The organism is Mesorhizobium sp. M3A.F.Ca.ET.175.01.1.1, assembly GCF_004791945.1.
In the GTDB taxonomy this organism is placed as follows: domain Bacteria; phylum Pseudomonadota; class Alphaproteobacteria; order Rhizobiales; family Rhizobiaceae; genus Mesorhizobium.
In genome coordinates, this window is sequence record NZ_SRTP01000005.1 from 241,953 (window position 1) to 266,189 (window position 24,237).

Genomic DNA, 24,237 nt, shown 5'->3' on the forward strand with positions numbered 1-24,237 from the left:
CGGCGTGAGAGGGAATGACGGGAATGAAGAAGAAGCATGTGGCTGTGCTCCTCGGAGGATTCTCCTCGGAGCGGCCCGTGTCTCTGTCGTCGGGGAAGGCGTGTGCCGATGCGCTCGAGAAGGAAGGCTATCAGGTCACTCGAGTCGACGTTTCGCGCGACGTCGGAGCCGAGCTTGCCGAACTTAAGCCCGACGTCGCCTTCAATGCGCTGCATGGCCCGTTCGGCGAGGATGGCACCATTCAGGGAATTCTCGAATATCTCGCGATCCCCTACACCCATTCGGGTGTGCTCGCTTCGGCGCTGGCCATGAACAAGCAGCAGGCCAAGAAGATCGCCAAGGCGGCGGGCATTCCGGTCGCGGAATCGAAGGTGACCAGCCGCTTCGCCATCCGGAGCAAGCATCCGATGAGGCCGCCTTATGTGGTGAAGCCGGTCAACGAGGGCTCGAGCTTCGGCGTCGTCATCGTGCATGAAGGGCAGTCGCATCCGCCGCAGGTGATCGGCTCGCCCGAGTGGAAGTACGGCGAGACCGTCATGGTGGAGCGCTACATCCACGGGCGGGAGCTGACCTGCGCGGTGATGGGCGATGTGGCGCTCGGGGTCTGCGAGATCATCCCGACGGGTCATTCCTTCTACGACTACGATTCAAAATACGTCGCCGGCGGATCAAAACACGAAACCCCTGCTAAAATTTCACCGAATATTTACCAAAAAATACAGACACTGGCCCTCAAGGCTCATCTTGCTATCGGCTGCCGGGGCGTTTCCCGGTCGGACTTCCGTTACGACGACCGCCACTCCGAAAACGGCGAGGTTGTCTGGCTCGAGATCAACACCCAGCCGGGCATGACGCCGACGTCTCTGGTGCCTGAAATCGCCGCGCACGCGGGACATTCGTTCGGCGATCTGTTGAGTTGGATGGTGGAGGACGCTTCGTGTCTGCGTTGAGGTGGGGACAGGGCAAGGGCGGGGCCGGTCCGGTGCTGTTTGGCATCCCGCTGCCGTTCGATCATTTCGTGTTGCCGCGTCAGCTTCGCCGGCCGATGCGGGTGCTCGCGCGCCTCTGCAGCGGCGAATACGAACCGCCGCGCTTCTCGGCTGCGATCCTCTCGGCCGCGCTGCTCTGCTCGAGCGGCGCCTATGGCGCCTATCTCGGCGGTTACACGGATGTCGTGGTCCAGGGCGTCACGGCCCGCACCGGCTTCGCCGTCGATCAGATCAAGGTCGTCGGCAATCTCCAGACGTCGGAGATCGACATCCTGGACCGGCTCGGCCTCGACGGCTGGACGTCGCTGATCGGCTTCGACGCCGAGGCTGCGCGTGAGCGCATCGCCACGCTGCCCTGGGTCGAGGTCGCGGCGGTGCGCAAGATCTATCCGCACACGCTGGAGGTGCGCGTCGAAGAGCGTGAGGCTTTCGCCCTGTGGCAGCAGGGCAATTCGCTTTCCGTGATCGAGCGGTCGGGCGAGGTGATCGCGCCCTTCTCTGGCGGCAAGCAGGCGATGCTGCCGCTGATCGTCGGCACGGGCGCTCCGGCGGCTGCCCCTGGTTTTGTGGACAAGGTCAAGCGCTACCCGGAACTCGCCGCGCGGGTCAAAGGCTATATCCGCGTCGGCGAGCGGCGCTGGGACCTGAAGCTGGAGAACGGCATCACGGTCAAGTTGCCGGAGGACGGCGAGGACCAGGCGCTCGCCGAACTCGTCAAGCTCGATCGTGACAACGGGCTTTTGACGCGCGACATCGCCGCGGTCGACATGCGCCTGTCCGACCGGCTGGTCGTGGAGCTGTCGCCGGAGGCGGCGACGCAGCGCGAAGCTGCGCTCAGCGAAAAGCCGAAGAGCCTGACCAAGCGCAAGCCGGAGACGAAGATATGAGCTGGCTTGGCGGCAGCGGTGACGCTTCTTCGCGCCGGTCGGGCACGCTTACGGTGCTCGATGTCGGCTCGAGCAAGGTTTGCTGTGTGGTGGCCAAGCTGAAGCCGAACGAGGACGGCAAGCTCCTGCGCGGTCGCTCGCACCGCATCCAGGTGATCGGCATAGGCCACCAGAAGTCGCAAGGGGTGAAGTCCGGCGTCGTTGTCGACCTCGACCGCGCCGAACATGCCGTCCGGCTTGCCGTCGACGCCGCCGAGCGCATGGCGGGGCTCACCGTGGACTCCTTGATCGTCAATATGACGGCCGGGCGCCTGAAGAGCGAAGCCTTCTCGGCGACCATCAATCTCGGCGGCCATGAGGCCGAGGAAGCCGACATCAAGCGCGTGCTCGCCGCGGGCGCCAAGCAGGCGCTGAAAGCCGAACGCGAGGTGATCCACTCGCTTCCCGTGGGGTTCTCGCTTGATGCCGAACGCGGCGTTCGCGACCCGCGCGGCATGGTCGGCGACGCGCTCGGCGTCGACATGCATGTGCTGACCGGCGATGCCGCGCCGATGCGCAATCTGGAACTCTGCATCAACCGTTCGCACCTGTCGGTCGAACGGATGGTGGCGACGCCCTATGCCAGCGGGCTTGCGGCGCTCGTCGACGACGAGCTCGAAATGGGCGCAGCCTGCATCGATATGGGCGGCGGCACCACGACGATTTCGGTGTTCTCCGAAGGCAAGTTCGTGCATGGCGATGCGATCGCCATCGGCGGCAACCATGTCACGCTCGACATGGCCAAGGGCCTGTCGACCTCGCTCGACGCCGCCGAGCGGCTGAAAGTGATGCACGGCTCGGCACTGCCCGGCAGCGCCGACGACCGCGATCTGGTATCGATCCAGCCGATCGGCGAGGAAGGCGAGGTGCCGCTGCAGATACCGCGCTCGGTGATGACGCGGATCGTGCGCGCGCGCATCGACGAGACGCTGGAGCTGTTGCGCGACCGGCTGAACAAGTCGGGCTACGGCAATGCCGTCGGCAAACGCGTCGTGCTCACCGGCGGCGCCAGCCAGCTGGCGGGGCTGCCGGAAGCGGCGCGGCGCATCCTCGGACGCAACGTGCGCATCGGCCGGCCGCTCGGCGTGGCGGGCCTGCCCGAGGCGGCCAAGGGACCGGCGTTCTCGACCCCGGTCGGACTGCTGATCTATCCGCAGATGGCGAGCTTCGAGAGCCATACGGCGAAAGGACTTTCCGGTTTCAGGATGACCGGAACAGGCGGAAAACTGCATCGCATGAGTCAGTGGTTGAGAGACAGTTTTTAATTTGACGGGGACAGCCCCATAGGCGGCCGCAGCGGCGAAGCGGCGGGAAAGGCAAAGGACGGAGACAATGACCATCAATCTGCAAAAGCCGGACATCACCGAGCTGAAGCCACGCATCACCGTGTTCGGTGTCGGCGGCGGCGGCGGCAATGCCGTCAACAACATGATCACCGCCGGCTTGCGCGGCGTCGAATTCGTGGTGGCCAACACCGATGCGCAGGCGCTGACCATGTCGAAGTCGGAGCGGCTGATCCAGCTCGGCGCGCATGTCACCGAGGGACTCGGCGCAGGATCGCAGCCGGAAGTCGGCCGCGCCGCCGCCGAGGAGTGCATCGACGAGATCATCGATCATCTCTCCAACACGCATATGTGCTTCGTTACCGCCGGCATGGGCGGCGGCACCGGCACTGGCGCTGCTCCGGTCGTCGCCCGCGCCGCGCGCGAGAAGGGCATCCTCACCGTCGGCGTCGTCACCAAGCCGTTCCATTTCGAAGGCCAGCGCCGCATGAAGACGGCCGACCTGGGCATCGAGGAACTGCAGAAATGCGTCGACACCCTGATCGTCATCCCGAACCAGAACCTGTTCCGGCTGGCCAATGACAAGACCACCTTCGCCGATGCCTTCGCCATGGCCGACCAGGTGCTCTACTCCGGTGTCGCCTGCATCACCGACCTGATGGTCAAGGAAGGCCTGATCAACCTCGACTTCGCCGACGTCCGCTCGGTTATGCGCGAGATGGGCAAGGCGATGATGGGCACGGGCGAGGCCTCGGGCGAGGGCCGCGCGATGGCCGCCGCCGAAGCAGCGATCGCCAACCCGCTGCTCGACGAGACCTCGATGAAGGGCGCCAAGGGCCTGCTGATCTCGATCACCGGCGGTCGCGACCTCACCCTGTTCGAGGTCGACGAAGCTGCCACCCGCATCCGCGAGGAGGTCGACCAGGACGCCAACATCATCCTCGGCGCTACCTTCGACGAGGAACTGGAAGGCGTGATCCGCGTCTCGGTTGTCGCCACCGGCATCGACAAGTCGGCGGCCGAAATCGCCGCAGCGCCGATCTCGATCCGCGCGCCGCAGAAGCCGGTGAACCGCCCGGCGGTGCCCGCCCAGGAAAGCCGTCCTGCGCCGGTTCAGCAGCAGGCCGCATACGAGCCGCGCGCTGTAGATCCGGTCGCCGAAGCGATCCAGCTTGCCGAGGCAAACGCGGCCGCGATGGCGCAGCCGCGTCCGGCGCCGGTCGACGACTTCCGGCCGCAGAGCAAGATCTTCCAGGCCCCGCCGGCGCCGCCGCAGCCAGTAGTGCAGCAGCAGGTCGTGCAGCCCGCGCCGCAGCGCGAGATGCCGCAGCCGATGGCCGCGGCGCCCCAGCGCATGCCGCGTGTCGAGGATTTTCCCCCGGTGGTGAAGGCCGAGGTGGAAGCCAAGAGCCGCCCCGCCGATCATGAGAACAGCGGGCCGATGGGGCTGATCAAGCGCCTGACGAACGGCCTGACCCGCCGCGAGGAGGAGCCGGCACGGCTGCAGCCGGCGCAGCCGCGCGAGCCGAAACTGCGCCAGGCGGCACCCGAGATGCGTCGCCTCGCCAGCCAGGATCCGCAGCTCTACGCGCCGCGTCGCGGCCAACTGGACGACCAGGGCCGGCTGACGCCGCAGAGCCGCACCGTGCAGGACGACGATCAGCTGGAGATTCCTGCGTTCCTGCGCCGTCAGGCTAACTGATCGTTAACGATATATAACGCTTGTTAACAGGCAGACGAGAAATCGTCTGCCTGTTGACATTTAAATGCCTTACAAATCAAATCGTTAGGCGCGTTTCCTCGCTCCGGGCAGCAGTTACACGGGGTAAGAAAGCGTGATTTGGAGTCTCCCGGACGCGCGACTATCTTCGCGCCGGACTAAAGTCGGTTTGCCGGGATTCGGGGAGTTGGCCCTGCCTGCCGATCATACAGAGCCGCAAGCCTTGTTCATTTTGCCGCAGCGCGCGGACGCCATCTGTTCCCATTTGGCTGCAAAACGCTCAACAGGCTGACAAAGCGGACGGGCATCAGGGCTTATGGGGTTTGTCTTGCAGGACTATCAGACCACGGTTAAATCGCGCGCGACGCTGACCGGCACCGGCGTGCACAGCGGCAAGCCGGTCACGGTTCATTTCCTGCCAGCCGATGCCGACACGGGCATAGTCTTCCATCTCTTGAATGGGGGCGAAGGCCGCGAGTTTCGCGCGCTGGTCTCCGAAGTCGGCGCTACCGATCTCTGCACCATGCTTGGCGACCCAGCGGGCGCGCACATCGGCACGGTCGAGCATCTGATGGCGACGGTGTTCGGGCTTGGTATCGACAACCTCGTCATCGAGATCGATGGCCCGGAGGTTCCAATCCTCGACGGCAGCGCGATGGCCTTCGTCGAGGCTATCGACCATGCAGGCATCGACATCTTGGCGGTGAAGCGCCGCTACATCCGTGTGGTGAAACCGGTCCGCGTCGAAGCCGGCGCCTCCTGGGCGGAGTTCCGCCCCTATGACGGCACACGCTTCGAGGTCGAGATCGATTTCGAAAGTCCGGCGATCGGCCGGCAGCTGTTTGCTTCCGACATCAATCCCGACATCTTCCGCCGCGACCTTGCGCGGGCTCGCACCTTCGGCTTCATGAAGGACGTCGAGCGGCTATGGGCCGCCGGCTACGCGCTCGGCTCGTCGCTCGAGAATTCGCTGGTTATCGGCGACGACAACCGCGTCATCAATGTCGGCGGCCTGCGCTACCCCAACGAGTTCGCGCGCCACAAGACACTGGACGCCATGGGCGACCTGGCCCTGGCGGGCGCCCGCTTCATCGGCTGCTTCCGCTCCTACCGCGGCGGTCACCGGATGAATGCGGCGGCGCTGCGGCGCCTGCTCTCGGATCGCGCGGCGTTCGAAATCGTCGAGACGACGCGGCGCGAGCGCGGCCGCAGCGCGGAGATGATTGCCGTCAGCAGGCCGGTCTACGCGCCCTGGGTGATCTGATTTTCCGGCCTCGTGGCTGGCAGGCTCTGTTGCAATGCTGCATCACAAGTCCGTGAAATCGCTGAGCTTCGGGGAGCGCGCCGGGCCGCCACAAAAATGTGCGATTGGCCGCAGATAGCGTTGCCGCATTAGGCAGTTATGGTTTATGGCTGCTGCCCCAGACTGAAATGACGCCGAAAGGGCGGAATCCAATCATGTTCTTTAAGCGAGTTGGTCAATCGAAGGCGCCGCATCGGGCTGTTTTCCTGGCGTTTTCGTTGATCGCCCCTTCGCTGGTACTGTCGGCCTGCATGTCGTCCGAAAAGGATGTCGACCTCTCGACCTATGTCGATCACACCGAGCCGGCGGACGTTCTCTACAATCAGGGCCTGGCCAATCTGAACGCAGGCCGCCTCGACGAGGCGAGCAAGAAGTTCGATGCCGTCGACCGGCAGCACCCCTATTCGGAATTCGCGCGCAAATCGATGGTGATGGGGGCTTTCGCCGACTATCGGGCCGGCAATTACGACGAGGCGATCGGTACCGCCAAGCGCTATCTGACGCTCTACCCCTCGACCGACGAGGCCGCCTATGCGCAGTACATCATCGGTCTCAGCTATTACCGCCAGATCAAGGACGTCACCCAGGATCAGAAGGAAGCGCGCCAAACCATTCAGACCATGCAGGATCTGGTGACGCGCTGGCCGACCTCCGAATATGTCGACGACGCCAAGGACAAGATCCGCTTTGCCACCGACCAGCTTGCCGGCAAGGAAATGCAGATCGGCCGCTACTATCTCGAGCGCCGCGAATATATCGCCGCCGTCAAGCGGTTCCGCACCGTGGTCGAGACCTACTCCAACACGCGCCATGTCGAGGAGGCGCTCGCACGCCTGACCGAAGCCTACTATGCGATGGGACTGACCTCGGAGGCCCAGACGGCCGCGGCGGTGCTCGGCAACAACTATCCGGACAGCCAGTGGTATAAGGATTCCTACAAGCTCCTGCAGAGCAACGGGCTTCAGCCCCGTGAGAATGCCGGATCGTGGATATCCAAGGCCGGGAAGCTGATCACCGGCGCCTGACATTTCTGATGCTGTCCAGACTTTCGATCCGCGATATCGTCCTGATCGAGAAGCTGGACATCGACTTTCTGCCCGGCCTTTCGGTGCTGACCGGCGAGACGGGGGCCGGCAAATCCATCCTGCTCGATGCGCTCTCGCTCGCACTCGGCGCGCGCGGGGACGCTTCGCTGGTCCGTCACGGAGCGGCGCAGGGACAGGTCATCGCGGTGTTCGACGTGCCGCGCAATCATCCCGCCCGCCTGCTGCTTGCCGACAACGATATCGAGGACGACGGCGACATCATCCTGCGCCGCGTGCAGACGGCCGACGGCCGCACTCGCGTTTTCGTCAACGACCAGCCGTCCAGCGTGACGTTGATGCGCGATGTCGGTCGCGCGCTGGTCGAGATCCACGGCCAGCATGACGAGCGCGCGCTCGTCGATCCCGGCGCGCACCGCGAATTGCTGGACAGCTTCGGCGGCCATCTCGGCGCGGTCCGTGGAACGGCCGAGGCTTGGCGCTACTGGCGCAATTGCGAGCAGGAGCTCTCCAGGCACCGCGCCAAGGTCGAGGCGGCGGCGCGCGAGGCCGACTACCTGCGCGCCTCTGTTGCCGAACTGGCCAAGCTCGATCCGCAGCCGGGCGAGGAGACCGAGCTTGCCGAACTGCGCGCCCAGATGATGCGGGCCGAGAAGATCGCCGGCGAAATCCATGATGCCCAGGATGTGCTGTCGGGACCGTCCTCGCCGCTGCCGCAGCTTGCCAGCCTGTTGCGGCGGCTGCAGCGCAAGGCGGGGGAGGCGCCGGGCCTGCTCGAGGATGTGCTGAAGTCCCTCGACGAGGCGATGATCTCGCTCGATGCGGCGCAATCGGGCGTGCAGGCAGCGCTGCGCGCCACCGAATATGATCCGCAACGCCTGGAAAAGGCGGAGGAGCGCCTGTTCTCGCTGCGCGCCGCCTCGCGCAAGCACAATGTCGCCGTCGACGATCTGGCGCAGTTGCGCGATACGATGGCAGCCGACCTTGCCGACCTGGATGCGGGCGAGGAGCGCCTGCAGGGGCTGGAGAAGCAGGCGGCCGCCGCACGCGAGGCCTACGATATTTCGGCAACCCAGCTGTCGTCGCTGCGCCATGGCGCGGCAGCCGGCCTGACCAAGGCGGTTATGGCGGAATTGCCGGCGCTCAAGCTCGAGCGCGCCGAGTTCATCGTCGAGTTGGCGAGCGATGCCGAAAGCAGGATGGAAGAAGGCATCGACCAGATCGAATTCTGGGTGCGCACCAATCCAGGCACGAGGCCGGGGCCGATGATGAAGGTGGCCTCGGGCGGCGAGCTCTCGCGCTTCCTTCTAGCGTTGAAAGTGGCGCTCGCCGATCGCGGCTCGGCGCCGACCCTGGTCTTCGACGAGATCGACACCGGTGTCGGCGGGGCGGTGGCCGATGCCATCGGCCAGCGGCTGGCGCGGCTGTCGAAACGGGTGCAGGTGCTTTCCGTCACCCACGCTCCGCAGGTGGCAGCGCGTGCCGCAACGCATTTCCTGATTTCCAAATCCGGCAAGGATCGTGTCGCCACCGGCATTGCCGAGATGGATCGCGCCGCGCGCCAGGAAGAGATCGCGCGCATGCTTGCCGGCGCCACGATCACCGAGGAGGCACGCGCGGCGGCGGAGCGGTTGCTGCGCGAGAACATCACGGCGGCGTAGAAAGCCGGATTCCCTTGATGAGTCAGCAGATGGCTGCATCCTGCTGTTCAGGAATGATTTTTGTGCAAGTCGACTCCCTGCCTGCGAATCCTGATTTATAGTGGCGCGCCATAAGTCGAGGACAGCATCGCATGTCGGAAAAACCAGTCGACTCGCTGAGCGAAAGCGAGGCCGCGGAGGAGCTGAAGCGTCTGGCCGGGGAGATCGCCGAGCACGACCGGCGCTACCATGCCGAGGATGCGCCGACGATCTCCGACGCCGAGTATGATGCGCTGGCGCGGCGCAACCTCGCCATCGAAGAGCGATTTCCCGATCTCGTGCGCGAGGATTCGCCGTCGCGGCGGGTCGGCGCGCCGCCGGCGGAAGGTTTTGCCAAGGTCCGCCACGCGGTGCCGATGCTCAGCCTGGCGAAGGCTTACACCGACCAGGATGTCGCCGATTTCATCGAGCGCGGGCGGCGCTTCTTCGACCGCGACAAGGACCTCGACATCGCCTTCACCGCCGAGCCGAAGATCGATGGGCTGTCGGCATCGCTACGCTATGAAAACGGCGTGTTCGTGCAGGGCGCGACACGCGGCGACGGCGCCGTTGGCGAGGACATCACCGCCAATCTGAAGACGATCGGCGACATCCCCAAGACACTGAAGGGCTCGGGCTGGCCGGAGGTCATCGAGATCCGTGGCGAGGTCTACATGACCTACGCGGAGTTCGAGGCGCTGAAGCAACGCTCGACCGCGGCCGGAGGTCAGGACTATGTCAACCCTCGCAACACGGCCGCCGGCTCGCTGCGCCAGAAGGATCCCGCCGTCACCGCCAGCCGCAATCTCAAATTCTTCGCCTATGCCTGGGGCTACACGACTGCGGATCCCGCTCCGACGCAATATGATTCGGTGCAGAAGTTCGCGGAGTGGGGGTTCAAGATCAGCCCGCTGATGGTGCGGGCGAAATCGGTCGAGAATCTGATCGAACACTACCATCGGATCGAGGAGCAACGCTCGGCGCTGGGCTACGACATCGACGGGGTCGTGTACAAGGTCGACCAGTTGGAGCTGCAGCGCCGCTGGGGCTTTGTCACCGGCGAGCCGCGCTGGGCGGTCGCCCACAAGTTCCCGGCCGAGCAGGCGATGACGACCGTGCAGAAGATCGACATCCAGGTTGGCCGCACCGGCACGCTGGCGCCGGTTGCGCGGCTGGCACCGGTAACGGTCGGCGGCGTCGTCGTCGAAAACGTCACGCTGCATAACGAGGATTACATCAAAGGCTTCGACAGCAACGGCCAGCCGATCCGCGACGGCATCGACGTGCGCATCGGCGATACGGTGGTCATCCAGCGGGCAGGGGATGTCATTCCGCAGATCGTCAGCGTCGTCATCGACAAGCGGCCGGCCGACGCGGTGCCCTACCAATTCCCGCACACCTGTCCGATCTGCGGCTCGCCGGCGACGCGCGAGATCAACGAGAAGACCGGGAAGGAGGATTCGCGCCGTCGCTGCACCGGCGAGCTGATCTGCGCCGCGCAGGCCGTGGAGGGATTGCGCCATTTCGTCTCGCGCGGCGCAATGGATATCGAGGGCCTGGGCGCGGAGAACATCGACCTGTTCTTCAATGCCGGCCTGATCAAGACGGCCGCCGACATCTTCACGCTCAAGGACCGTCGCCCCGCCGTTACCAGGGCACTGGCCGAGCGGCGAGAGGAGCAGGCGAGACTGCGCGAAGAGGCGTCCGGCAAGACGCGCAAGAATGTGCGCAGCGTCGAGGAACGAAACTATGAAGGCCTCGACAAGCTTTTTGCGGCGATCGATGCGCGGCGCGAGCCGGAGCTCGACCGCTTCATCTTTGCGCTCGGCATCCGCCATATCGGCGAGACGACGGCGGCGGTGCTTGCGCGGCAGTTCTCAACGATCGAAGAACTGATCCGCGTCGGGAAGGAGACGGCAAAGGCTGACGATCCGCATGACGTTTTCCCGTCGATCAACGGCATCGGCGATACGGTGATCAATGCGTTGCGCGACTTCTTCGGCAACGAGCGCAACGACGACGTGATCGACGCGCTGCTGGCTCAGGTGCATCCGAAGCCATATGTCGTCGAGATTTCGGCCGGCAGCGAGGTCTCCGGCAAGACTGTGGTGTTCACCGGAACGCTGGAGAAGATGACGCGCTCGGAAGCCAAGGCGATGGCCGAACGCCTGGGCGCCAAGGTTGCGGGCTCGGTCTCGGCCAAGACCGATCTGGTGGTGGCGGGGCCAGGCGCCGGGTCCAAGCTCAAGACCGCGACCGACCTCGGCATCGAGGTGATCGACGAGGACACTTGGCTGCAGCGGATCGGCAGGGGTGGTTAATGGCCGGCGTGTTCAAGGGTTTTGGGCAAAAAGCCATTCCGTTCCTGAAGGCGCTGGACTTTCACCAGAGCCGTGAGTGGTTCCAGGAGAACCGCGACCTCTACGAGAGCGAACTGCACGAGCCGTTCTGCGCTCTGGTCGAGACGCTCAGCGATCGTTTTTCTGCGGCAAAGCTCGGTCTGCGCGGAGATCGCAAGAAGTCGCTGTTCCGCATCAACCGCGACGTGCGCTTCTCCAAGGACAAGCGGCCCTACAACCGGCATCTGTCGGCCATCCTGTCGCCTGACGGCACCAAGATGGAGCAAGGCGTTTTCTACGTCCATATCGGGCTCGAAAGCTGTTTCGCCGGCGTCGCCTGGTGGCAACCGAGCCCGGAACTGCTGCAGGCGATGCGCAAGGCGATCGTCACCAAGCCGGCCGCCTTCCGCGCCATGGTGACGTCGCTGAAGAAGAACGGCCTCGCACTCGACCCCGAGGATTGCCTCAAACGCGCGCCGCGCGGTTTTGAAGAGGTAGCCGAAGCCGACCTTGCCCAAGCCGTCCGCAACCGGCATTTCGTGGTCCGACACGACATCGATCCCACCATGATCCATTCGCCGGCGCTGGTCGACGACCTCGTCGGCTTCACCTTGCGCGCCAAGCCGTTGCTCGACTGGGGCAGGGCGATCCAGGGCACCGCCGTTTAGGGATCGCATCTCACAGGGATCAGTTCCGCTGATTGTTGGCTCAAGCGAATTGGTGTGACAAGGAAGCCCGCGCTCCCTACATGAAACGCCTCAAGGGAGCGGTCGATGTCGGCGGAAGCGATTTCCGATAGCAGTGCCAGAAGCGATTTCTGGGATGGCGTGCGGCTGTCGATGCCCGTCGTTGTCGCGGCGGCTCCGTTCGCGATGCTGTTCGGCGCGCTTGCCGTCGACAATGGATTTTCGGTGCTCGAGGCCTTTCTGATGAGCGCGCTGATCTTCGGCGGCGCCAGCCAGATGGTCGGGATCGAGCTGTTCGGGCAGCATGTGGCGCCGTGGCTGATCGTCCTGTCGATCTTCGCGGTGAACTTTCGCCACGTGCTCTATTCCGCCGGCCTTGGCCGCCGCATCGCGCATTGGCCGGTGCTGCAGCAGGCGCTCGGCTATTTCATCATGACCGATCCGCAATATGCCGTGGCCGAGGCGAGAGCCGCATCTGGACAGACGGTCGGCTTTGCCTGGTATCTGGGCCTCGGCCTGCCGGTCTATGTGCTCTGGGTAATCGAAAGCGGTCTGGGCGCGGTGTTCGGCAAGCTCATCCCCGACACCCAGGCGCTCGGCATCGACTTCCTGCTGCCGATCTACTTCCTCGGCCTAGTCCTGGGTTTCCGCAAGCGGCCGCTCTGGGCGCCCGTGGTCGTCGCCAGCGCGATCGCCTCCATCATCGCCTACAAGACGGTCGGCTCCCCCTGGCATGTCTCCATCGGAGCTGTTGCAGGCGTGCTTCTGGCGGTGATCCTGCCGCCCCATCACAGTGGCGTGGGAGAGCGGCCATGAGCACCACATTCTGGATCATCATCGCCGGCGCGATCGCCACCTATCTGACCCGTGTCGGTGGCCACCTCGTCATCTCGCGCTTCGAGAGCGTTCATCCGCGCGTCGAAGCTGGGTTGAACGCCGTGCCGGCTGCGGTGCTGACGACGCTGGTCGCGCCCGCCGCACTCAGCGCCGGCCCGGCCGAATGGGCTGCTCTGATTGTCACCGCCATCGTCTCCTTGCGTGGCGGTCTGATGGCGATGTTCCTGGCCGGCGCTGCAGTTCTGATTCTTGCGCGCCAGTTCGTGGGATAAGAATCAGATCTTGGTGTCGTGCGGCAGCGGCGCGGTCGCCTTCTCCAGCCACGCCAATGTCTCGCCGTCCACCATGGGCCCGATCTCGGCCAGCACACGTGCGTGATACTGGTCGAGCCAGTGCAACTCGTCGCGGGTCAACAGATCGGTGCGGACCAGGCGCTTGTCGATAGGCGCCAGCGTCAACGTCTCGAAGCCATGCATGGCGATGTCGCCGCCTTCGATCTGTTCGGCCGGCGTTACCAAGACCAGGTTCTCGATGCGGATGCCGTAGGAGCCTTCCTTGTAGTAGCCCGGCTCGTTGGAGAGCATCATGCCGGCGAGCAGCTTCTCGGTGCCGGTGCGGGCGATGCGCTGCGGTCCCTCGTGCACGGCGAGGTAGGAGCCGACGCCGTGGCCGGTGCCATGGGCGAAATCGCAGCCATGTCTCCAAAGCGCGATGCGCGCGACGGCGTCGATTTCCGAGCCGCGCGTGCCGGCCGGAAAGCGTAGCATCGATATGCCGATCATGCCCTTCAGCACCAATGTGAAGCGCTCGCGCATCTCCTCTGTCGGCTGGCCGACGGGCACGGTGCGGGTGATGTCGGTGGTGCCGTCCTGGTACTGGGCGCCGGAATCGAGCAGGAACAGCTCGCCGCTCTGAAGCTTGCGGCTGGTGGCGCGCGATACCCGATAGTGCATGATGGCGCCGTTCGGACCGGCGCCGGAAATCGTGTCGAAGGAAATGTCTCGCAGCGGCATCTGCGTTTCCTCACCGGTCTGCCGGCGCACCTCCTCGAGTCTGGTGACGACGGCAATCTCGTCGAGCGTGCCTGGCTCCTGGCGGTCGAGCCAGCAGAGCAGCTTGGCGACCGCTGCGCCGTCGCGGCGGTGCGCGGCGCGGCTGCCGTTGATCTCGGCCTGGTTTTTTGTGGCGCGCGGAATGCGGGCCGGATCGGGCGCGGAAACAACCGTGCCGCCATTGTCCTCGACCAGCATCTTCAGCTTTTCCGCCGCCAGCACCGGATCGAGCGCGACCCTGGCGCCGTCCCCGGCCAGGGCAGCGACGGCGGTTTCGAACTCACCTGGATCGTGCAGGTCGGCAAGCTGGGTGAGATAGGCGGCCACCATGCGTGAGAATTTCCGCTGGTCCATGAACAGCTGATGCTTGCCGTCGGCTGCAAGCACGGCGAAGCCCAGAGCCAGCGGCGTATGCGGCACGTCGCCACCGCGGATGTTGAACGCCCACGCGATGGAAGAGGGGTCGGTGAGCACGGCGTGGGTGGCGCCGTCCCTTTGGAGCGCGCTCGCCAGCCGCGCCAGCTTGTCCTTGGCGAGCTCGCCGGCAAAGTTGAGCGGGTGAAGCTCGACCGGCGCCTGCGGCGGCCCGGGCTGGTCCTTCCAGACGATATCGATCGGGTTCTCGTCGAGCGGCACCAAGGTTGCGCCGGACTGTTCGGCCGAGGCCTTCAGCGCCTTGACCTCGCCGATCGTGTGCAGCCATGGGTCGAAACCGAGCTGCGCGCCCTTGCCGAGATTTTCCTTGATCCAGGTGGCCGGCGGGTTGTCGACAAGGCTCTCGATGGTGAAGATCCCGAGGTCGACCTCGTTGCGCACCTGCAGCGTGTAGCGGCCGTCGACGAAGATGAAGGCGCGGTCGCGCAGAATGACGGCAACACCGGCCGAGCCGCTGAAACCGGTAAGCCATTTCAGCCGTGCCGAGCGGTCGGCGACATATTCGCCCTGATGCTCGTCGGCGCGCGGCACCATAAAGCCGTCGAGTCCGTTCTCCGCCAGCCACTGGCGCAGCAACGCCACGCGCGGCTTGCCCACGGCCGGATCACCAGCGGAATCAAAGGTCTGGAACATGACGGCCTCTCCTCGATGCTTGCCACAACCGTAGCGCATGGTCCTAAAAACCGGAATCGATTTTCGATCGCGCGCGGAGGGTGAGGATTGGTCCAGTTCAACGCTTGAGATGGATCGTCACCCAGCCTTCGCGGTGCAAGGTGCGCACGTGACGGAAGCTCTGGCCGACATAGGCCGAGATCACCGCCTCGCGCTGCCGGTCAAGAATGCCGGAGAGCACCAGCGAGCCGCCGAGCGTGATGTGCCTGGCCATCTGCGGCGCCAGCCGCATCAGCGGCCGCGCCAATATGTTGGCGACGATCAGGTCGAAGGGAGCGCGCTTGCGAAAGATCGGATGATGGAAACCCGGCGCCGTCACCGTCTCGACGAGTGCTTTGACCCGGTTTAGGCGCGCATTGGCGGCGGCCACACGGACTGCGACCGGGTCGATGTCGGTCGCCAGCACCGGGATATGCGCGAGCTTGGCCAAGGCAATCGCCAGCACGGCGCTGCCGGTGCCGAGATCGAGCGCATTGCGCGGATGTTCGCGCCGCACGACCTTTTCCAGCGTCTCGAGGCAGCCGGCGGTGGTGCCGTGGTGGCCGGTGCCGAAGGCAAGCCCCGCTTCGATCTCGATGGCGATGTCGCCGCTGTGGCGCTTGCCGCGGTCATGCGCACCATGGACGAGGAAACGCCCGGCGCGCACCGGCCTCAGCCCTTCCAGCGAGCGTGCCACCCAGTCTATCTCGGGAAGCGTTTCGCGTTCCACCGGTTTCGGCAAGCCAAGGCCCGCGAGAACGTCCTTCATCCGCGCTTCGACAGAATCGATCTCGCCATCGGCATAGAGCGACACTTCGTGGATGTCCTTGTCGTCGTCGACCTCCAGTACTGCGATCGGCAGGCCGTCATCTTCGAAGGCGTCGGCAAGGGCTGCGAAGATGCGGTCGGCCTCTGACTTGGTCGCGTTGAGATGCAGCCTGGTCTGCGGCATCAGGTCGACTCTTGCTCGAGCATGATCTTTTCCAGAAACCGGGTTCCACTTTTTGGGATCATGCTTAGCCCGCCGCGAGCCGCTTCAGCTTGGCAATGGCGGTGTCGGCGCTTTCGCCATAGGCGATGGTGCCGGAGAACTCACCCTTGGAATTGAGCAGCAGCACCGAGGCGGTGTGGTCCATCGTGTAGTCGCCGTTCCCGGTGTCCACCTTCTTCCAGTAGATGCTGAAGGCCTTGGCCATGGCATGCACCTTGTCAGGCTCTCCGGTGATGCCGGTGATACGATCGGAGAAATTGCTGACATAGGCGTTGATGGCTTCCGGCGTGTCCCGCTCCGGGTCGACGGTGACGAAATAGGCGTGCAGGTTCTTGCCGTCGTCGCCAAGCGTCTTCAGCCAGCCGGCCAGCTCGAACAGCGTCGTCGGGCACACTTCCGGGCAATGCGTGAAGCCGAAGAAGACCGCGCTCGGATGACCTCTGAACGCGGCCTCGGTGATCGGAGCGCCTTTCTGGTCGACCAGCGTGAAGGGCGCGCCGAACGGCTGGCCGCTATAGTGACTGCGGTACCAGTCGAAGGTGAGCCAGCCGATGCCCGCTGCCATCAGGACAAGAATGCCGATCAGGATTGAACGCATCATGAGGGAGTGTCCGTCGTGATTGTCATGCCGTCCGCTCCGGCTCAGTTGACGTGCTTTTGGCCGACAGTCTTAACGGTTCGAGACCGCCGGCGCCAAGATGTCGCGTTGCCGCAATCGGCCAGGATCGGAGGGCCGCCCATGCGCGGCCGGCCCGATCTTATTTTGACCGACTTCGCCTCCAGACTGCGTTGCAAGACTTCTTCCTCACGGAGCAGCACGATGGCCGATTCGCCGGTGGCATCCTATTCGAAGACCCAGATATGGCTCCACTGGAGCATCGCGGCGCTGATCCTGGTCCAGTTCCTTGCCCATGACGGCATGGAGCATGTCTGGCGTTCACTGCGTCGGGGACAAGAGGCTGCGGCCGGCGATTGGCCATTAGCCTACATGCATGTCGTGCTTGGTCTTGCGGTGCTGGCCCTGGCAACGTGGCGGCTCTGGCTGCGGGGGACGCGCGGTGTCCCACCGGTTTCGGGCCTGGAGCATCCGGCGCTGCGGCTGCTCGCCCAGGCAACGCATTTCGCGATCTACGCACTCATCTTCGTCGTTCCGATCTCGGGCGCCGCCGCCTGGTTCCTGCAGTTGCCGGGAGCGGGCCTGGTGCATGTCGTCGGCAAGAACGTCCTGCTCTACCTGGTGCTGCTGCACATTGCGGGCGCGCTGGTCCAGCACTTCGTCCTGAAGACGGATGTGCTGCGCCAGATGCTGGCATTCCGCCAAGCTTAGAGTGCCTCGACTCGACCGGCTTGCAAATGCGACGGTCCTATCCCACCTGACTGCGGCAAACGAGAACCCAGGAGGCTTCCTTGCGAAAACTGATCGGCGTCTTCGCCGCCTTCCTTGCCCTGAGCGCCGGTGTTGCCATGGCGGACGAGGTCGGCAAGGTCGGTGTCGACTGGGTCGGCAACGACATCATGATCGATGCGATCAAGGACCCGAAAGTCGAAGGGGTCACCTGCCACGTCGCCTATTTCGATCGCAGTGTCATCGACCGGCTGCATAAGGGCAACTGGTTCGAGGATCCGTCGGATTCCTCGATCTCCTGCCGCCAAACCGGTCCGATCAGCATCGGCGACATCGACACCAGCGAAAGCGGCGAGGAGGTGTTCAAGCAAGGCCTCAGCCTGATCTGGAAAAAGCAGGTGGTGAACCGCATCTACGATAAGAAAAACGAGACGCTGATCTACCTGTCGCATTCGCGCCAGGTGCAGAACGGCTCGGCGAAGATGTCCGTCACCACCGTTCCGCTCTACGGCCAGAACGTGGTGTGGACGAAGGGCAAGCCGCAATAGAGACCGGCCAAGGCTGATGGCGATCGGCTCCGGCTTGCGGGACCAGCCGCCGGGGCGTAAAGCCGCGCCATGGACCGCCCCGAAAACCTCGTCCTGAAGGATCCTGAGCCGCGCATCCATCCGACCGCGGAGCTGAAGGGATGCAAACTCGGCCGCTATGCCTCGATCGGCGAGCGGGTGATCCTGCGCGACGTGACGGTGGGCGACTTCTCTTACTTCGAACGCCATTCGGAGGCGATCTATACGACGATCGGCAAGTTCTGCTCGATTGCTGCCAACAGCCGCATCAATGCGCTGGAGCACCCGATCGAGCGGCTGACCCAGCACAAGGTCAGCTACCGGCCGAACGAATATTTCCGCTGGCTCGGCGTCGATGCGGCGTTTCGCGAGCGGCGGCAGGCCAAGTCGGTTGCCATCGGTCACGATGTCTGGATCGGGCATGGCGCGGTTGTCATGCCCGATGTGTCTATCGGCAACGGCGCGGTCATCGGCGCCAATGCCGTGGTGACGCGAGACGTGCCGGCCTATGCGATCGTGACCGGTGTTCCAGCGAAGCCGCTGCGCCAGCGTTTCGCTGACGACATCGCTGCGCGCATCGAACACCTCGCCTGGTGGGACTGGACGCCCGACAAACTGGCGAGGGCAATTCCCGACGTGCAAGCCATGTCCATCGAGGCCTTCCTCGATCGCTGGGAACGCCAACCCTGAACACTGGTTGTTCCGGCCCATGGTGGTTTCGATATGCGGCCCAGCGGCAGGGAGTGGATAAGCCGCTTTGAGCGGAGAGAGCAGGTCTTCCAGCCGGCGCCGGCGGGTTGCTTTTCATCCCTCAGTGCCTTTCGCGGTTGCAGACGCGCGGAAATTGAAAACATGTTCCTTGGGAACCGGGAGGGCTGGAGCCTGTTTCTTCCGAAACGCCGCGTTTCACGAGGATCGGATGCTCGAAAAACATTTTACCAGGGTCGCCAATTGGGTGGCTCACCTGGCCGGCACGCCGCCGACCTTCGCCGTCTGCGTGCTGATCGTGTTGATCTGGGCGATCAGTGGCCCGCTCTTCGGCTTCTCGGATACCTGGCAACTGGTCATCAATACCGGCACCACCATCGTCACCTTTCTGATGGTGTTTCTCATCCAGAACACACAGAACCGTGATGGGGCCGCGATTCAGACCAAGCTCGACGAACTGATCCGCGTCAGCCAGGCTCACAATCATTTCATCGGCATCGAGCACCTGACCGAATCCGAGGTCGAGGAGATCCGTTCCAAATGCGAAGCGGCGGCAAAGCGGCACGACCGCAAGATCGCCGAAACAGCAGCCAAGAAAGCCGTGGCTGGGAGGGCCGCGGCCAGCCACGACCGCAAGATCGCTGACGCAGCCGCAAAGAAGGCCGTGGCGAAGAAGAACGGCTCCAAGAAGAAAGCGGCGGCCTGAGAGTCCGTCAGCGGTCCATGAAAGCCGCAAACGCATCCTTATGATCCGGATGCCAGCGCGACAGGGCCGGGCGGTTCTCGATGATGTCGCCGATCGCCCAGGCCATGCGCTTTTCGTCCGTCGGCCGCGCGACCTCGTTGTCGGGGCACAGGATGTAGAAATCGCCGCGTTTGAGCGACGCCAGCATGAAATCGATCACCTGCTCGCCCGTCCAGGCGCCGGCTGGTTTCTCCGTCGCGCCTTCGGTCAGGCCGGTATAGGTGAAGCCGGGAATGAGCAAATGCGCCGCGAGCTTCGAGCCGGGTTCGTTGCGGAGCGCATGTGCCAGTCCCTCGGTGAAGGTCTTCACGCCGGCCTTGGAGACGTTGTAGGCGAGATTGCCGGGTGGAGTGGTGATGCCTTGCTTGGAACCGGTGTTGATGATCAGGGCGGGCTTTCCCGACGCCAGCATGCGCGGCGCGAAAGCCTCGACGCCATGCGCAACACCCCAGAAATTGATGTCAAAAAGTCGCTTCCAGGCATCTCGATTTTCCCATGGCTTGCCAGGGTTGTTGCCGACGCCCGCGTTGTTCATCAGCACCGAGACCGCACCGAAGGCGTTATGGGCAGTTTCGGCCAGCCGATCGACCTCGTCGGCCCTGGAAACATCCGTGGCGAGCGCGAGAACATCGCCGCCGAAGTCGGCGATCGCCTGCCGGGCCTGGTCGAGACGCGGGCCGCCGAGATCGGCAATCACCGTCTTCATGCCCATGGCCGCAAAGCGCTTCGCGGCGGCGAGTCCGATGCCGCTGGCGCCGCCGGTAATGACGGCGACGTTGCCGGAGGCAAAGGCGGGCAGGGCAGACTGGATTTCGGCATCGCTGGTCATGATTGAGGTCCTTGCTTTCAGTCGGGCCGAACTTAACGCCGGTCAGCGCCGAGACAAGCCTGGTTCGACCCAATAGGTTGACCGCAATGTGCGGCAACGAATTGACCGCAATGGCGGCAACGGATTGCCCGCAATGTGCGGCAACGGGTTGACCGCGACCGCGCGCGCCGCGCATTCTGCCGGCAAAGAGGAGTTCGACGATTGACCGACTGGATCGGCATCCTGAAGGAACAGACCGCCACCGGCGACCAGATGGGCCGCGAGGTGCCCAAGATGCTTGGCAATCCCGATATCAGCGAGACGCAGGTCAAGACGTTGTTTTCGGCACTGGAGAAGCAGGCGGATTTCGCCGAGAAGCTACGCATGGCACTGGAGAAGTTCGGCCATGATTTTCGGGTCATCAAGGCGGCCGAAAGGCTGGAGGAGCGCTATGCCGACCTTGCCGCCTCGGTCGCCGAGAGGCTGAAGGCGATGCGGGAGTAATCATTGTTTTTCGCATTTTGCGGACGGAAAACCGCTGCGCAGTTTTCCTGGAGTGGCGCTAGCTGCTTCTTTCGATCAGGCGTTCGAACCGCTTGTCAGGCACAAACCAGATGATGGCGACCAGGACGTAGATCGTCACGCTGATCCACTGGCTGAGCAAGGTCAGCAGAACGGCCGCAATGTAGAGCACCAGCGAGATCTTGCCCTTCTTGTCGTGGCCGATGGCTCTGGCGAAGGTCGTGTCGGCGCCGTGCAGATGGCCCAGCTTGACGACCAGGATGGTGTAGGCAACGGCGCAGAGCACAAGGTCGATGCCATAGACGGCGACCGGCACAGGCGCGAAGTGGTTCTCGCCCATATACGCAGTCGTCACCGGCACCAGCGACAGCCAGAACAGAAGATTGAGGTTGGCCCACAGCACGCGTCCGTCGACGCGCTGCACGGTGTGGAACATGTTGTGCAGATTGTTCCAGTAGATGCCGACATTGATGAAGGACAGCACATAGCAGAAGAAGATCGGCCAGAGCGGCGCCAGTGCCGCGAGGTCCTCGCCATGCGGCACCTTCAATTCGAGCACCATGATGGTGATGATGATGGCGACGACGCCATCAGTGAATGCTTCGACCCGTCCCTTGCCCATGGTTCCTCCCTGGCGGATCGTCCGAGATTACGAAATGGCGCCGCATAAGACCATACTGTCAGGATTGTCAGCAGCGCGTTGGGAAAGCGGAACGGCGCCACCATATAGGCGATTGGGCTTGCAACTCCCGGAGGTCGCCATGACCAGCTACACCCAAACCATGCCGCGCGACAATGAAATCGGCGGCCGCGCCGGAACGGCTGCCGTCGCGGCAATGATCGCCGCGCTGTTTGCCGGCAGCACCGCGCTGACGCCGCTCTACGTCATCTATAAGCAGGCCTTCGGCTTTTCGCAGATCACGTTGACGCTGGTCTACGCCGTCTATGTGGTCGGCAATCTGGCGGCGCTGCTGTTCTTCGGCCGGCTGTCGGATGTTGTCGGCCGCCGTCCGGCCGCGCTGGCGGCGATGGCTGTAGCCGTCGTAAGCGCCTTGTTCTTTCTCTTCGCCGAAAATCTCGCATGGCTGGACATCGCCCGCATCCTGAGCGGCCTTGGCATAGGTGTCGGCGCGGGAACCGGGACAGCCTGGCTTGCCGAACTGATCGAAGGTGAGGACAAATCGCGCGCCGCCATTATCGCCACCAGCACCAACTTCATCGGCCTGGGCGTCGGCGCGCTCTTATCGGGGGTGCTAGCCCAATATGCGCCCTGGCCGTTGAGGCTGACATTCGGCGTCTACCTTGTCGTGCTGGCGCTGATCACCCTGCTGATCTGGCGCACGCAAGAGACGGTCTCCAGGCCGGGGCGAATTTCCGATGTCTCGATGCGACCTCGGCTTTCGGTTCCCGACAGCATCCGCGCGCAGTTCGTGGCGCCTGCGGTGACCGGCTTCGGCGCGATGGCGCTGGTCGGCTTCTATGCGGCGCTGGCGCCGAGCATCCTGGCGCAGCAACTCAATGCGACCAGTCACGCGGAGGCCGGCGGATTGTTCTTCGAACTGTCGATCGTGGCCGCGGCGACGATCCTGGTCACGGCGCGGCTGCCCAGCCGCTTCACCATGCTCGCCGCGCTCGTCCTGATGATTCCGACCGTGGCGCTGATCGTCGCGGCACAGGTCTTCGCCTCGATGGCGATTATGATCGTTGCCACCGCGCTCTGCGGCGTGGCGGCGGCGCTCGGCTATCGAGGCGGCCTGCAGGTGGTGAACCAGATCGCGCCAGGCAACCGCCGCGCCGAAGTGGTCTCGGCCTTCTTCATCTGCTGTTTCTGCGGCAACGCGCTGCCGGTCATCGGCATCGGTATCCTGTCGAGCTTGGCGAGCGCCACCGCGGCGAGCCTCGCCTTTGCCGGCATGATCACGATCTTCTCGATGGTGGCACTGGGGTTCGGCGCCAAATACGCAAAGTAACGATCAGCCGGTTCGGCGTTTCGGCGAAAGCCGAGGGCACCCAAAATGGATCAGGCCCGCGATGCTATCGCAGGCCTGACATCCATGAATTTCTCGCAGGGCTGGGCCAAATGATACCCCATTGGGTCAGTTCGCGGCGAGGCTGTTTCCCGACAGGCCGGGCAGGGTGACCTGATAGACCAGGAAAGTGGTGTCGACATCGGCGCCATCCTCGGCCTTGTAGGCCGCGCCGACCTGGAAACCGTCCTGGGTCAGGAAGTCGTTGTCATTGGCGACGAACAGGAAATAATCGTCGGGCAGCTTCGGATCGAGCACGCTGACCAGCGACATCGCCTCCCACTTCTCCGAGAGGTTGTTCCTGTCGTTCGGCGCACCATTATGCAGGCCGAAACGGCCGAGTTCGGCCTTGTCATTGATGTCAATAAATGTGGTGAGCTTGGCCGGTGTCACCGACGGATCGAGCACGCCCTTCGCAGCCACCGGCTTGTCGGCGGCATCGAACGGGCCGTTGGCGATGTCGGTCGCTCCCGATAGATCGACAATGTCGATCTTGCGATAGATCGACTCGTCGCCCTTCACGCCCTGGCCGTTGCCGCTGTCGCGCGCCAGCATCAGGAAGCTGTTGTCGGACAGCGCCACGATCTCGCTCTGCGCGGCCACCTTGGTCTTGCCTTTGGCGTCCTTGAACACCGGCAGCGGCACGACATATTCGTGCGCCAGCTTGAGGTGGGCGAGGTCGGAAGTATCATAGACCAGCGCACGGGTGTTCTGGCGGGTCGAGCCGGAATCGCCGCCATCCTGGCGGGTCGCCGATTGCAGCACGGCGATCAGGAACTTGCCATCGGGTGTCATCGACATGCCTTCGAGGCCCTGGTTGTTCTGGCGGCCGGTGTCGGGGTCCTTCGGGTCAGGCTCGGCGGCGCCCGCGCCAGGATTGTCGGAAGCGAAGTTCGGCTTGCCATGGCGCGTCGGCACCAGGGCGGCCGGCGGTTGCGTCGCCGACATCAGGTGGCCGTCGGCCGAGAAGCGGTAGATGTTGGGACCGTACTCGTCGGAGATGAACATGGTGCCGTCGGGCAGCCGCACGATCGCCTCGTCGTCCAGGGCCAGTTTGCCGTTGTCGGCCTGCGGCAGCATCGGCATGTCGCCCGCGGCTGCACGCACGCCGTTCAACGGATCGAGGCCGGTGGCGTCCACTCCCTTGTCGTCGGTCAGGAGGATGGTGTCGGCGACCGTCGGCTTGACGCCCGACTGTTCTTGTCCAGCCGCGGGTGCCGCGCCCGACGCGGTCGGGGCAAGCTCGATCGAGATCGTGTTGAGGCGCGGCCGGTAGTCGGTGGTGCCGACGACGTTGTAACCGCGGTCCGGCAGCAGCCAGAGCGAGCCTTTGTAGGTCGCGCCATCACGCGTCCAGGACCTGGTGTCGATCGCCATGCCGGAGCCGGAGCCGAAGGTCTCGCCGAACTTATCCTTCTGGCTGGCCGGAATGCGGCCGACGCCGACGAGGCCCTTGTTGACGTAAGCGGTGCCGTCGGCGAGCGCGGGATGTGAAACAGCGGAAGCAGCGAGCGTTGCGGCGATCAGCCAATACCCAGACGGACGCAGGGTCTTCATGATTCATGTCCCCTTCAATAACGGT

The 24,237-nt window shown here is 64.2% G+C and carries 23 protein-coding genes; 17 read left to right on the forward strand and 6 right to left on the reverse strand.

Annotated elements, in window-relative coordinates:
- Positions 1-23: 23 nt before the first annotated feature.
- The 11 genes from EN818_RS14835 (at position 24) to EN818_RS14885 (ending at position 13,077) form a co-directional block, all read left to right on the forward strand.
- Entirely contained in the window at positions 24-950 is a 927-nt protein-coding gene (locus tag EN818_RS14835) for a D-alanine--D-alanine ligase (protein WP_095808172.1), read from the forward strand.
- On the forward strand, positions 938-1,876 hold the full coding sequence (locus EN818_RS14840; RefSeq protein WP_095808171.1) for a cell division protein FtsQ/DivIB: 939 nt from the start codon (positions 938-940) through the stop codon (positions 1,874-1,876). The genes EN818_RS14835 and EN818_RS14840 overlap by 13 nt, the downstream gene beginning before the upstream one ends.
- Entirely contained in the window at positions 1,873-3,180 is a 1,308-nt protein-coding gene (ftsA, locus tag EN818_RS14845; RefSeq protein WP_095808170.1) for a cell division protein FtsA, read from the forward strand. Before EN818_RS14840 ends, ftsA begins: the two co-directional genes overlap by 4 nt.
- A gap of 67 nt (positions 3,181-3,247) precedes the next feature.
- The gene (ftsZ, locus tag EN818_RS14850) at positions 3,248-4,900 is read left to right on the forward strand and encodes a cell division protein FtsZ (RefSeq protein WP_095808169.1); all 1,653 of its coding nucleotides are present in this window, start codon (positions 3,248-3,250) and stop codon (positions 4,898-4,900) included.
- 334 nt (positions 4,901-5,234) lie between these two features.
- Positions 5,235-6,182 carry a UDP-3-O-acyl-N-acetylglucosamine deacetylase gene (lpxC, locus tag EN818_RS14855; RefSeq protein ID WP_095808168.1) on the forward strand — a complete coding sequence of 316 codons (948 nt, stop codon included), beginning with the start codon at positions 5,235-5,237 and terminating at the stop codon, positions 6,180-6,182.
- Between the two features lie 194 nt (positions 6,183-6,376).
- Positions 6,377-7,246 carry an outer membrane protein assembly factor BamD gene (locus tag EN818_RS14860; protein ID WP_095808251.1) on the forward strand — a complete coding sequence of 290 codons (870 nt, stop codon included), beginning with the start codon at positions 6,377-6,379 and terminating at the stop codon, positions 7,244-7,246.
- Positions 7,247-7,254: 8 nt separating this feature from the next.
- On the forward strand, positions 7,255-8,925 hold the full coding sequence (recN, locus tag EN818_RS14865; protein ID WP_095808167.1) for a DNA repair protein RecN: 1,671 nt from the start codon (positions 7,255-7,257) through the stop codon (positions 8,923-8,925).
- Between the two features lie 131 nt (positions 8,926-9,056).
- Positions 9,057-11,264, forward strand: coding sequence for an NAD-dependent DNA ligase LigA (ligA, locus tag EN818_RS14870; protein WP_095808166.1), 2,208 nt, complete (start codon positions 9,057-9,059; stop codon positions 11,262-11,264).
- Positions 11,264-11,950 carry a TIGR02453 family protein gene (locus EN818_RS14875; RefSeq protein WP_095808165.1) on the forward strand — a complete coding sequence of 229 codons (687 nt, stop codon included), beginning with the start codon at positions 11,264-11,266 and terminating at the stop codon, positions 11,948-11,950. The genes ligA and EN818_RS14875 overlap by 1 nt, the downstream gene beginning before the upstream one ends.
- Before the next feature lie 105 nt (positions 11,951-12,055).
- Positions 12,056-12,784 (forward strand): AzlC family ABC transporter permease, encoded by a 729-nt coding sequence (locus tag EN818_RS14880; RefSeq protein ID WP_095808164.1) that lies wholly within the window; start codon positions 12,056-12,058, stop codon positions 12,782-12,784.
- Positions 12,781-13,077, forward strand: coding sequence for an AzlD family protein (locus EN818_RS14885; protein WP_095808163.1), 297 nt, complete (start codon positions 12,781-12,783; stop codon positions 13,075-13,077). The genes EN818_RS14880 and EN818_RS14885 overlap by 4 nt, the downstream gene beginning before the upstream one ends.
- A gap of 3 nt (positions 13,078-13,080) precedes the next feature.
- On the opposite strand, the gene EN818_RS14890 is transcribed toward EN818_RS14885, so the two are convergent.
- From EN818_RS14890 to EN818_RS14900, 3 genes are all read right to left on the reverse strand, one after another.
- Positions 13,081-14,925: an aminopeptidase P family protein gene (locus EN818_RS14890; protein ID WP_095808162.1), complete on the reverse strand. Its 1,845-nt coding sequence runs from the start codon at positions 14,923-14,925 to the stop codon at positions 13,081-13,083.
- 97 nt (positions 14,926-15,022) lie between these two features.
- Positions 15,023-15,895, reverse strand: coding sequence for a 50S ribosomal protein L11 methyltransferase (locus tag EN818_RS14895; protein WP_135904666.1), 873 nt, complete (start codon positions 15,893-15,895; stop codon positions 15,023-15,025).
- A gap of 64 nt (positions 15,896-15,959) precedes the next feature.
- A complete protein-coding gene (locus EN818_RS14900; protein WP_095808160.1) occupies positions 15,960-16,535 on the reverse strand; it encodes an SCO family protein in 576 nt (191 codons plus the stop codon).
- Positions 16,536-16,754: 219 nt separating this feature from the next.
- On the opposite strand from EN818_RS14900, the gene EN818_RS14905 reads away from it, so the two are divergent.
- The 4 genes from EN818_RS14905 to EN818_RS14920 all read left to right on the forward strand — a co-directional run bounded on the left by EN818_RS14905 (position 16,755) and on the right by EN818_RS14920 (position 19,259).
- Entirely contained in the window at positions 16,755-17,261 is a 507-nt protein-coding gene (locus tag EN818_RS14905; protein WP_165350015.1) for a cytochrome b/b6 domain-containing protein, read from the forward strand.
- Between the two features lie 137 nt (positions 17,262-17,398).
- A complete protein-coding gene (locus EN818_RS14910; RefSeq protein ID WP_095808250.1) occupies positions 17,399-17,827 on the forward strand; it encodes a CreA family protein in 429 nt (142 codons plus the stop codon).
- A gap of 69 nt (positions 17,828-17,896) precedes the next feature.
- Positions 17,897-18,535, forward strand: a complete 639-nt coding sequence (locus EN818_RS14915; protein WP_095808158.1) for a DapH/DapD/GlmU-related protein — start codon at positions 17,897-17,899, stop codon at positions 18,533-18,535.
- A gap of 229 nt (positions 18,536-18,764) precedes the next feature.
- On the forward strand, positions 18,765-19,259 hold the full coding sequence (locus tag EN818_RS14920; RefSeq protein ID WP_095808157.1) for a low affinity iron permease family protein: 495 nt from the start codon (positions 18,765-18,767) through the stop codon (positions 19,257-19,259).
- A gap of 7 nt (positions 19,260-19,266) precedes the next feature.
- Here EN818_RS14920 and EN818_RS14925 read toward each other — a convergent pair whose 3' ends face one another.
- On the reverse strand, positions 19,267-20,127 hold the full coding sequence (locus tag EN818_RS14925) for an SDR family NAD(P)-dependent oxidoreductase (protein WP_135904668.1): 861 nt from the start codon (positions 20,125-20,127) through the stop codon (positions 19,267-19,269).
- Between the two features lie 201 nt (positions 20,128-20,328).
- Between EN818_RS14925 and EN818_RS14930 the strand changes: the two genes are divergently transcribed.
- A complete protein-coding gene (locus tag EN818_RS14930) occupies positions 20,329-20,610 on the forward strand; it encodes a hypothetical protein (RefSeq protein WP_095808155.1) in 282 nt (93 codons plus the stop codon).
- Between the two features lie 58 nt (positions 20,611-20,668).
- On the opposite strand, the gene EN818_RS14935 is transcribed toward EN818_RS14930, so the two are convergent.
- Positions 20,669-21,250: a TMEM175 family protein gene (locus EN818_RS14935; protein ID WP_095808154.1), complete on the reverse strand. Its 582-nt coding sequence runs from the start codon at positions 21,248-21,250 to the stop codon at positions 20,669-20,671.
- 139 nt (positions 21,251-21,389) lie between these two features.
- Between EN818_RS14935 and EN818_RS14940 the strand changes: the two genes are divergently transcribed.
- Positions 21,390-22,598 carry an MFS transporter gene (locus EN818_RS14940; RefSeq protein ID WP_095808153.1) on the forward strand — a complete coding sequence of 403 codons (1,209 nt, stop codon included), beginning with the start codon at positions 21,390-21,392 and terminating at the stop codon, positions 22,596-22,598.
- 126 nt (positions 22,599-22,724) lie between these two features.
- Here EN818_RS14940 and EN818_RS14945 read toward each other — a convergent pair whose 3' ends face one another.
- Positions 22,725-24,212, reverse strand: a complete 1,488-nt coding sequence (locus tag EN818_RS14945; RefSeq protein WP_129553870.1) for an esterase-like activity of phytase family protein — start codon at positions 24,210-24,212, stop codon at positions 22,725-22,727.
- Positions 24,213-24,237 lie beyond the last annotated feature (25 nt).

Coding starts and splice junctions, on each gene's coding strand:
- EN818_RS14925 (WP_135904668.1), bottom strand. CDS start 20,127: ATGACCAGCGATGCCGAAATCCAGTCTGCCCTGCCCGCCTTTGCCTCC.
- EN818_RS14940 (WP_095808153.1), top strand. CDS start 21,390: ATGACCAGCTACACCCAAACCATGCCGCGCGACAATGAAATCGGCGGC.
- ftsA (WP_095808170.1), top strand. CDS start 1,873: ATGAGCTGGCTTGGCGGCAGCGGTGACGCTTCTTCGCGCCGGTCGGGC.
- ftsZ (WP_095808169.1), top strand. CDS start 3,248: ATGACCATCAATCTGCAAAAGCCGGACATCACCGAGCTGAAGCCACGC.
- EN818_RS14835 (WP_095808172.1), top strand. CDS start 24: ATGAAGAAGAAGCATGTGGCTGTGCTCCTCGGAGGATTCTCCTCGGAG.
- EN818_RS14900 (WP_095808160.1), bottom strand. CDS start 16,535: ATGATGCGTTCAATCCTGATCGGCATTCTTGTCCTGATGGCAGCGGGC.
- EN818_RS14905 (WP_165350015.1), top strand. CDS start 16,755: ATGGCCGATTCGCCGGTGGCATCCTATTCGAAGACCCAGATATGGCTC.
- EN818_RS14875 (WP_095808165.1), top strand. CDS start 11,264: ATGGCCGGCGTGTTCAAGGGTTTTGGGCAAAAAGCCATTCCGTTCCTG.
- EN818_RS14890 (WP_095808162.1), bottom strand. CDS start 14,925: ATGTTCCAGACCTTTGATTCCGCTGGTGATCCGGCCGTGGGCAAGCCG.
- EN818_RS14915 (WP_095808158.1), top strand. CDS start 17,897: ATGGACCGCCCCGAAAACCTCGTCCTGAAGGATCCTGAGCCGCGCATC.
- ligA (WP_095808166.1), top strand. CDS start 9,057: ATGTCGGAAAAACCAGTCGACTCGCTGAGCGAAAGCGAGGCCGCGGAG.
- EN818_RS14895 (WP_135904666.1), bottom strand. CDS start 15,895: ATGCCGCAGACCAGGCTGCATCTCAACGCGACCAAGTCAGAGGCCGAC.
- EN818_RS14935 (WP_095808154.1), bottom strand. CDS start 21,250: ATGGGCAAGGGACGGGTCGAAGCATTCACTGATGGCGTCGTCGCCATC.
- EN818_RS14920 (WP_095808157.1), top strand. CDS start 18,765: ATGCTCGAAAAACATTTTACCAGGGTCGCCAATTGGGTGGCTCACCTG.
- lpxC (WP_095808168.1), top strand. CDS start 5,235: ATGGGGTTTGTCTTGCAGGACTATCAGACCACGGTTAAATCGCGCGCG.
- recN (WP_095808167.1), top strand. CDS start 7,255: ATGCTGTCCAGACTTTCGATCCGCGATATCGTCCTGATCGAGAAGCTG.
- EN818_RS14945 (WP_129553870.1), bottom strand. CDS start 24,212: ATGAAGACCCTGCGTCCGTCTGGGTATTGGCTGATCGCCGCAACGCTC.
- EN818_RS14885 (WP_095808163.1), top strand. CDS start 12,781: ATGAGCACCACATTCTGGATCATCATCGCCGGCGCGATCGCCACCTAT.
- EN818_RS14880 (WP_095808164.1), top strand. CDS start 12,056: ATGTCGGCGGAAGCGATTTCCGATAGCAGTGCCAGAAGCGATTTCTGG.
- EN818_RS14910 (WP_095808250.1), top strand. CDS start 17,399: ATGGCGGACGAGGTCGGCAAGGTCGGTGTCGACTGGGTCGGCAACGAC.
- EN818_RS14860 (WP_095808251.1), top strand. CDS start 6,377: ATGTTCTTTAAGCGAGTTGGTCAATCGAAGGCGCCGCATCGGGCTGTT.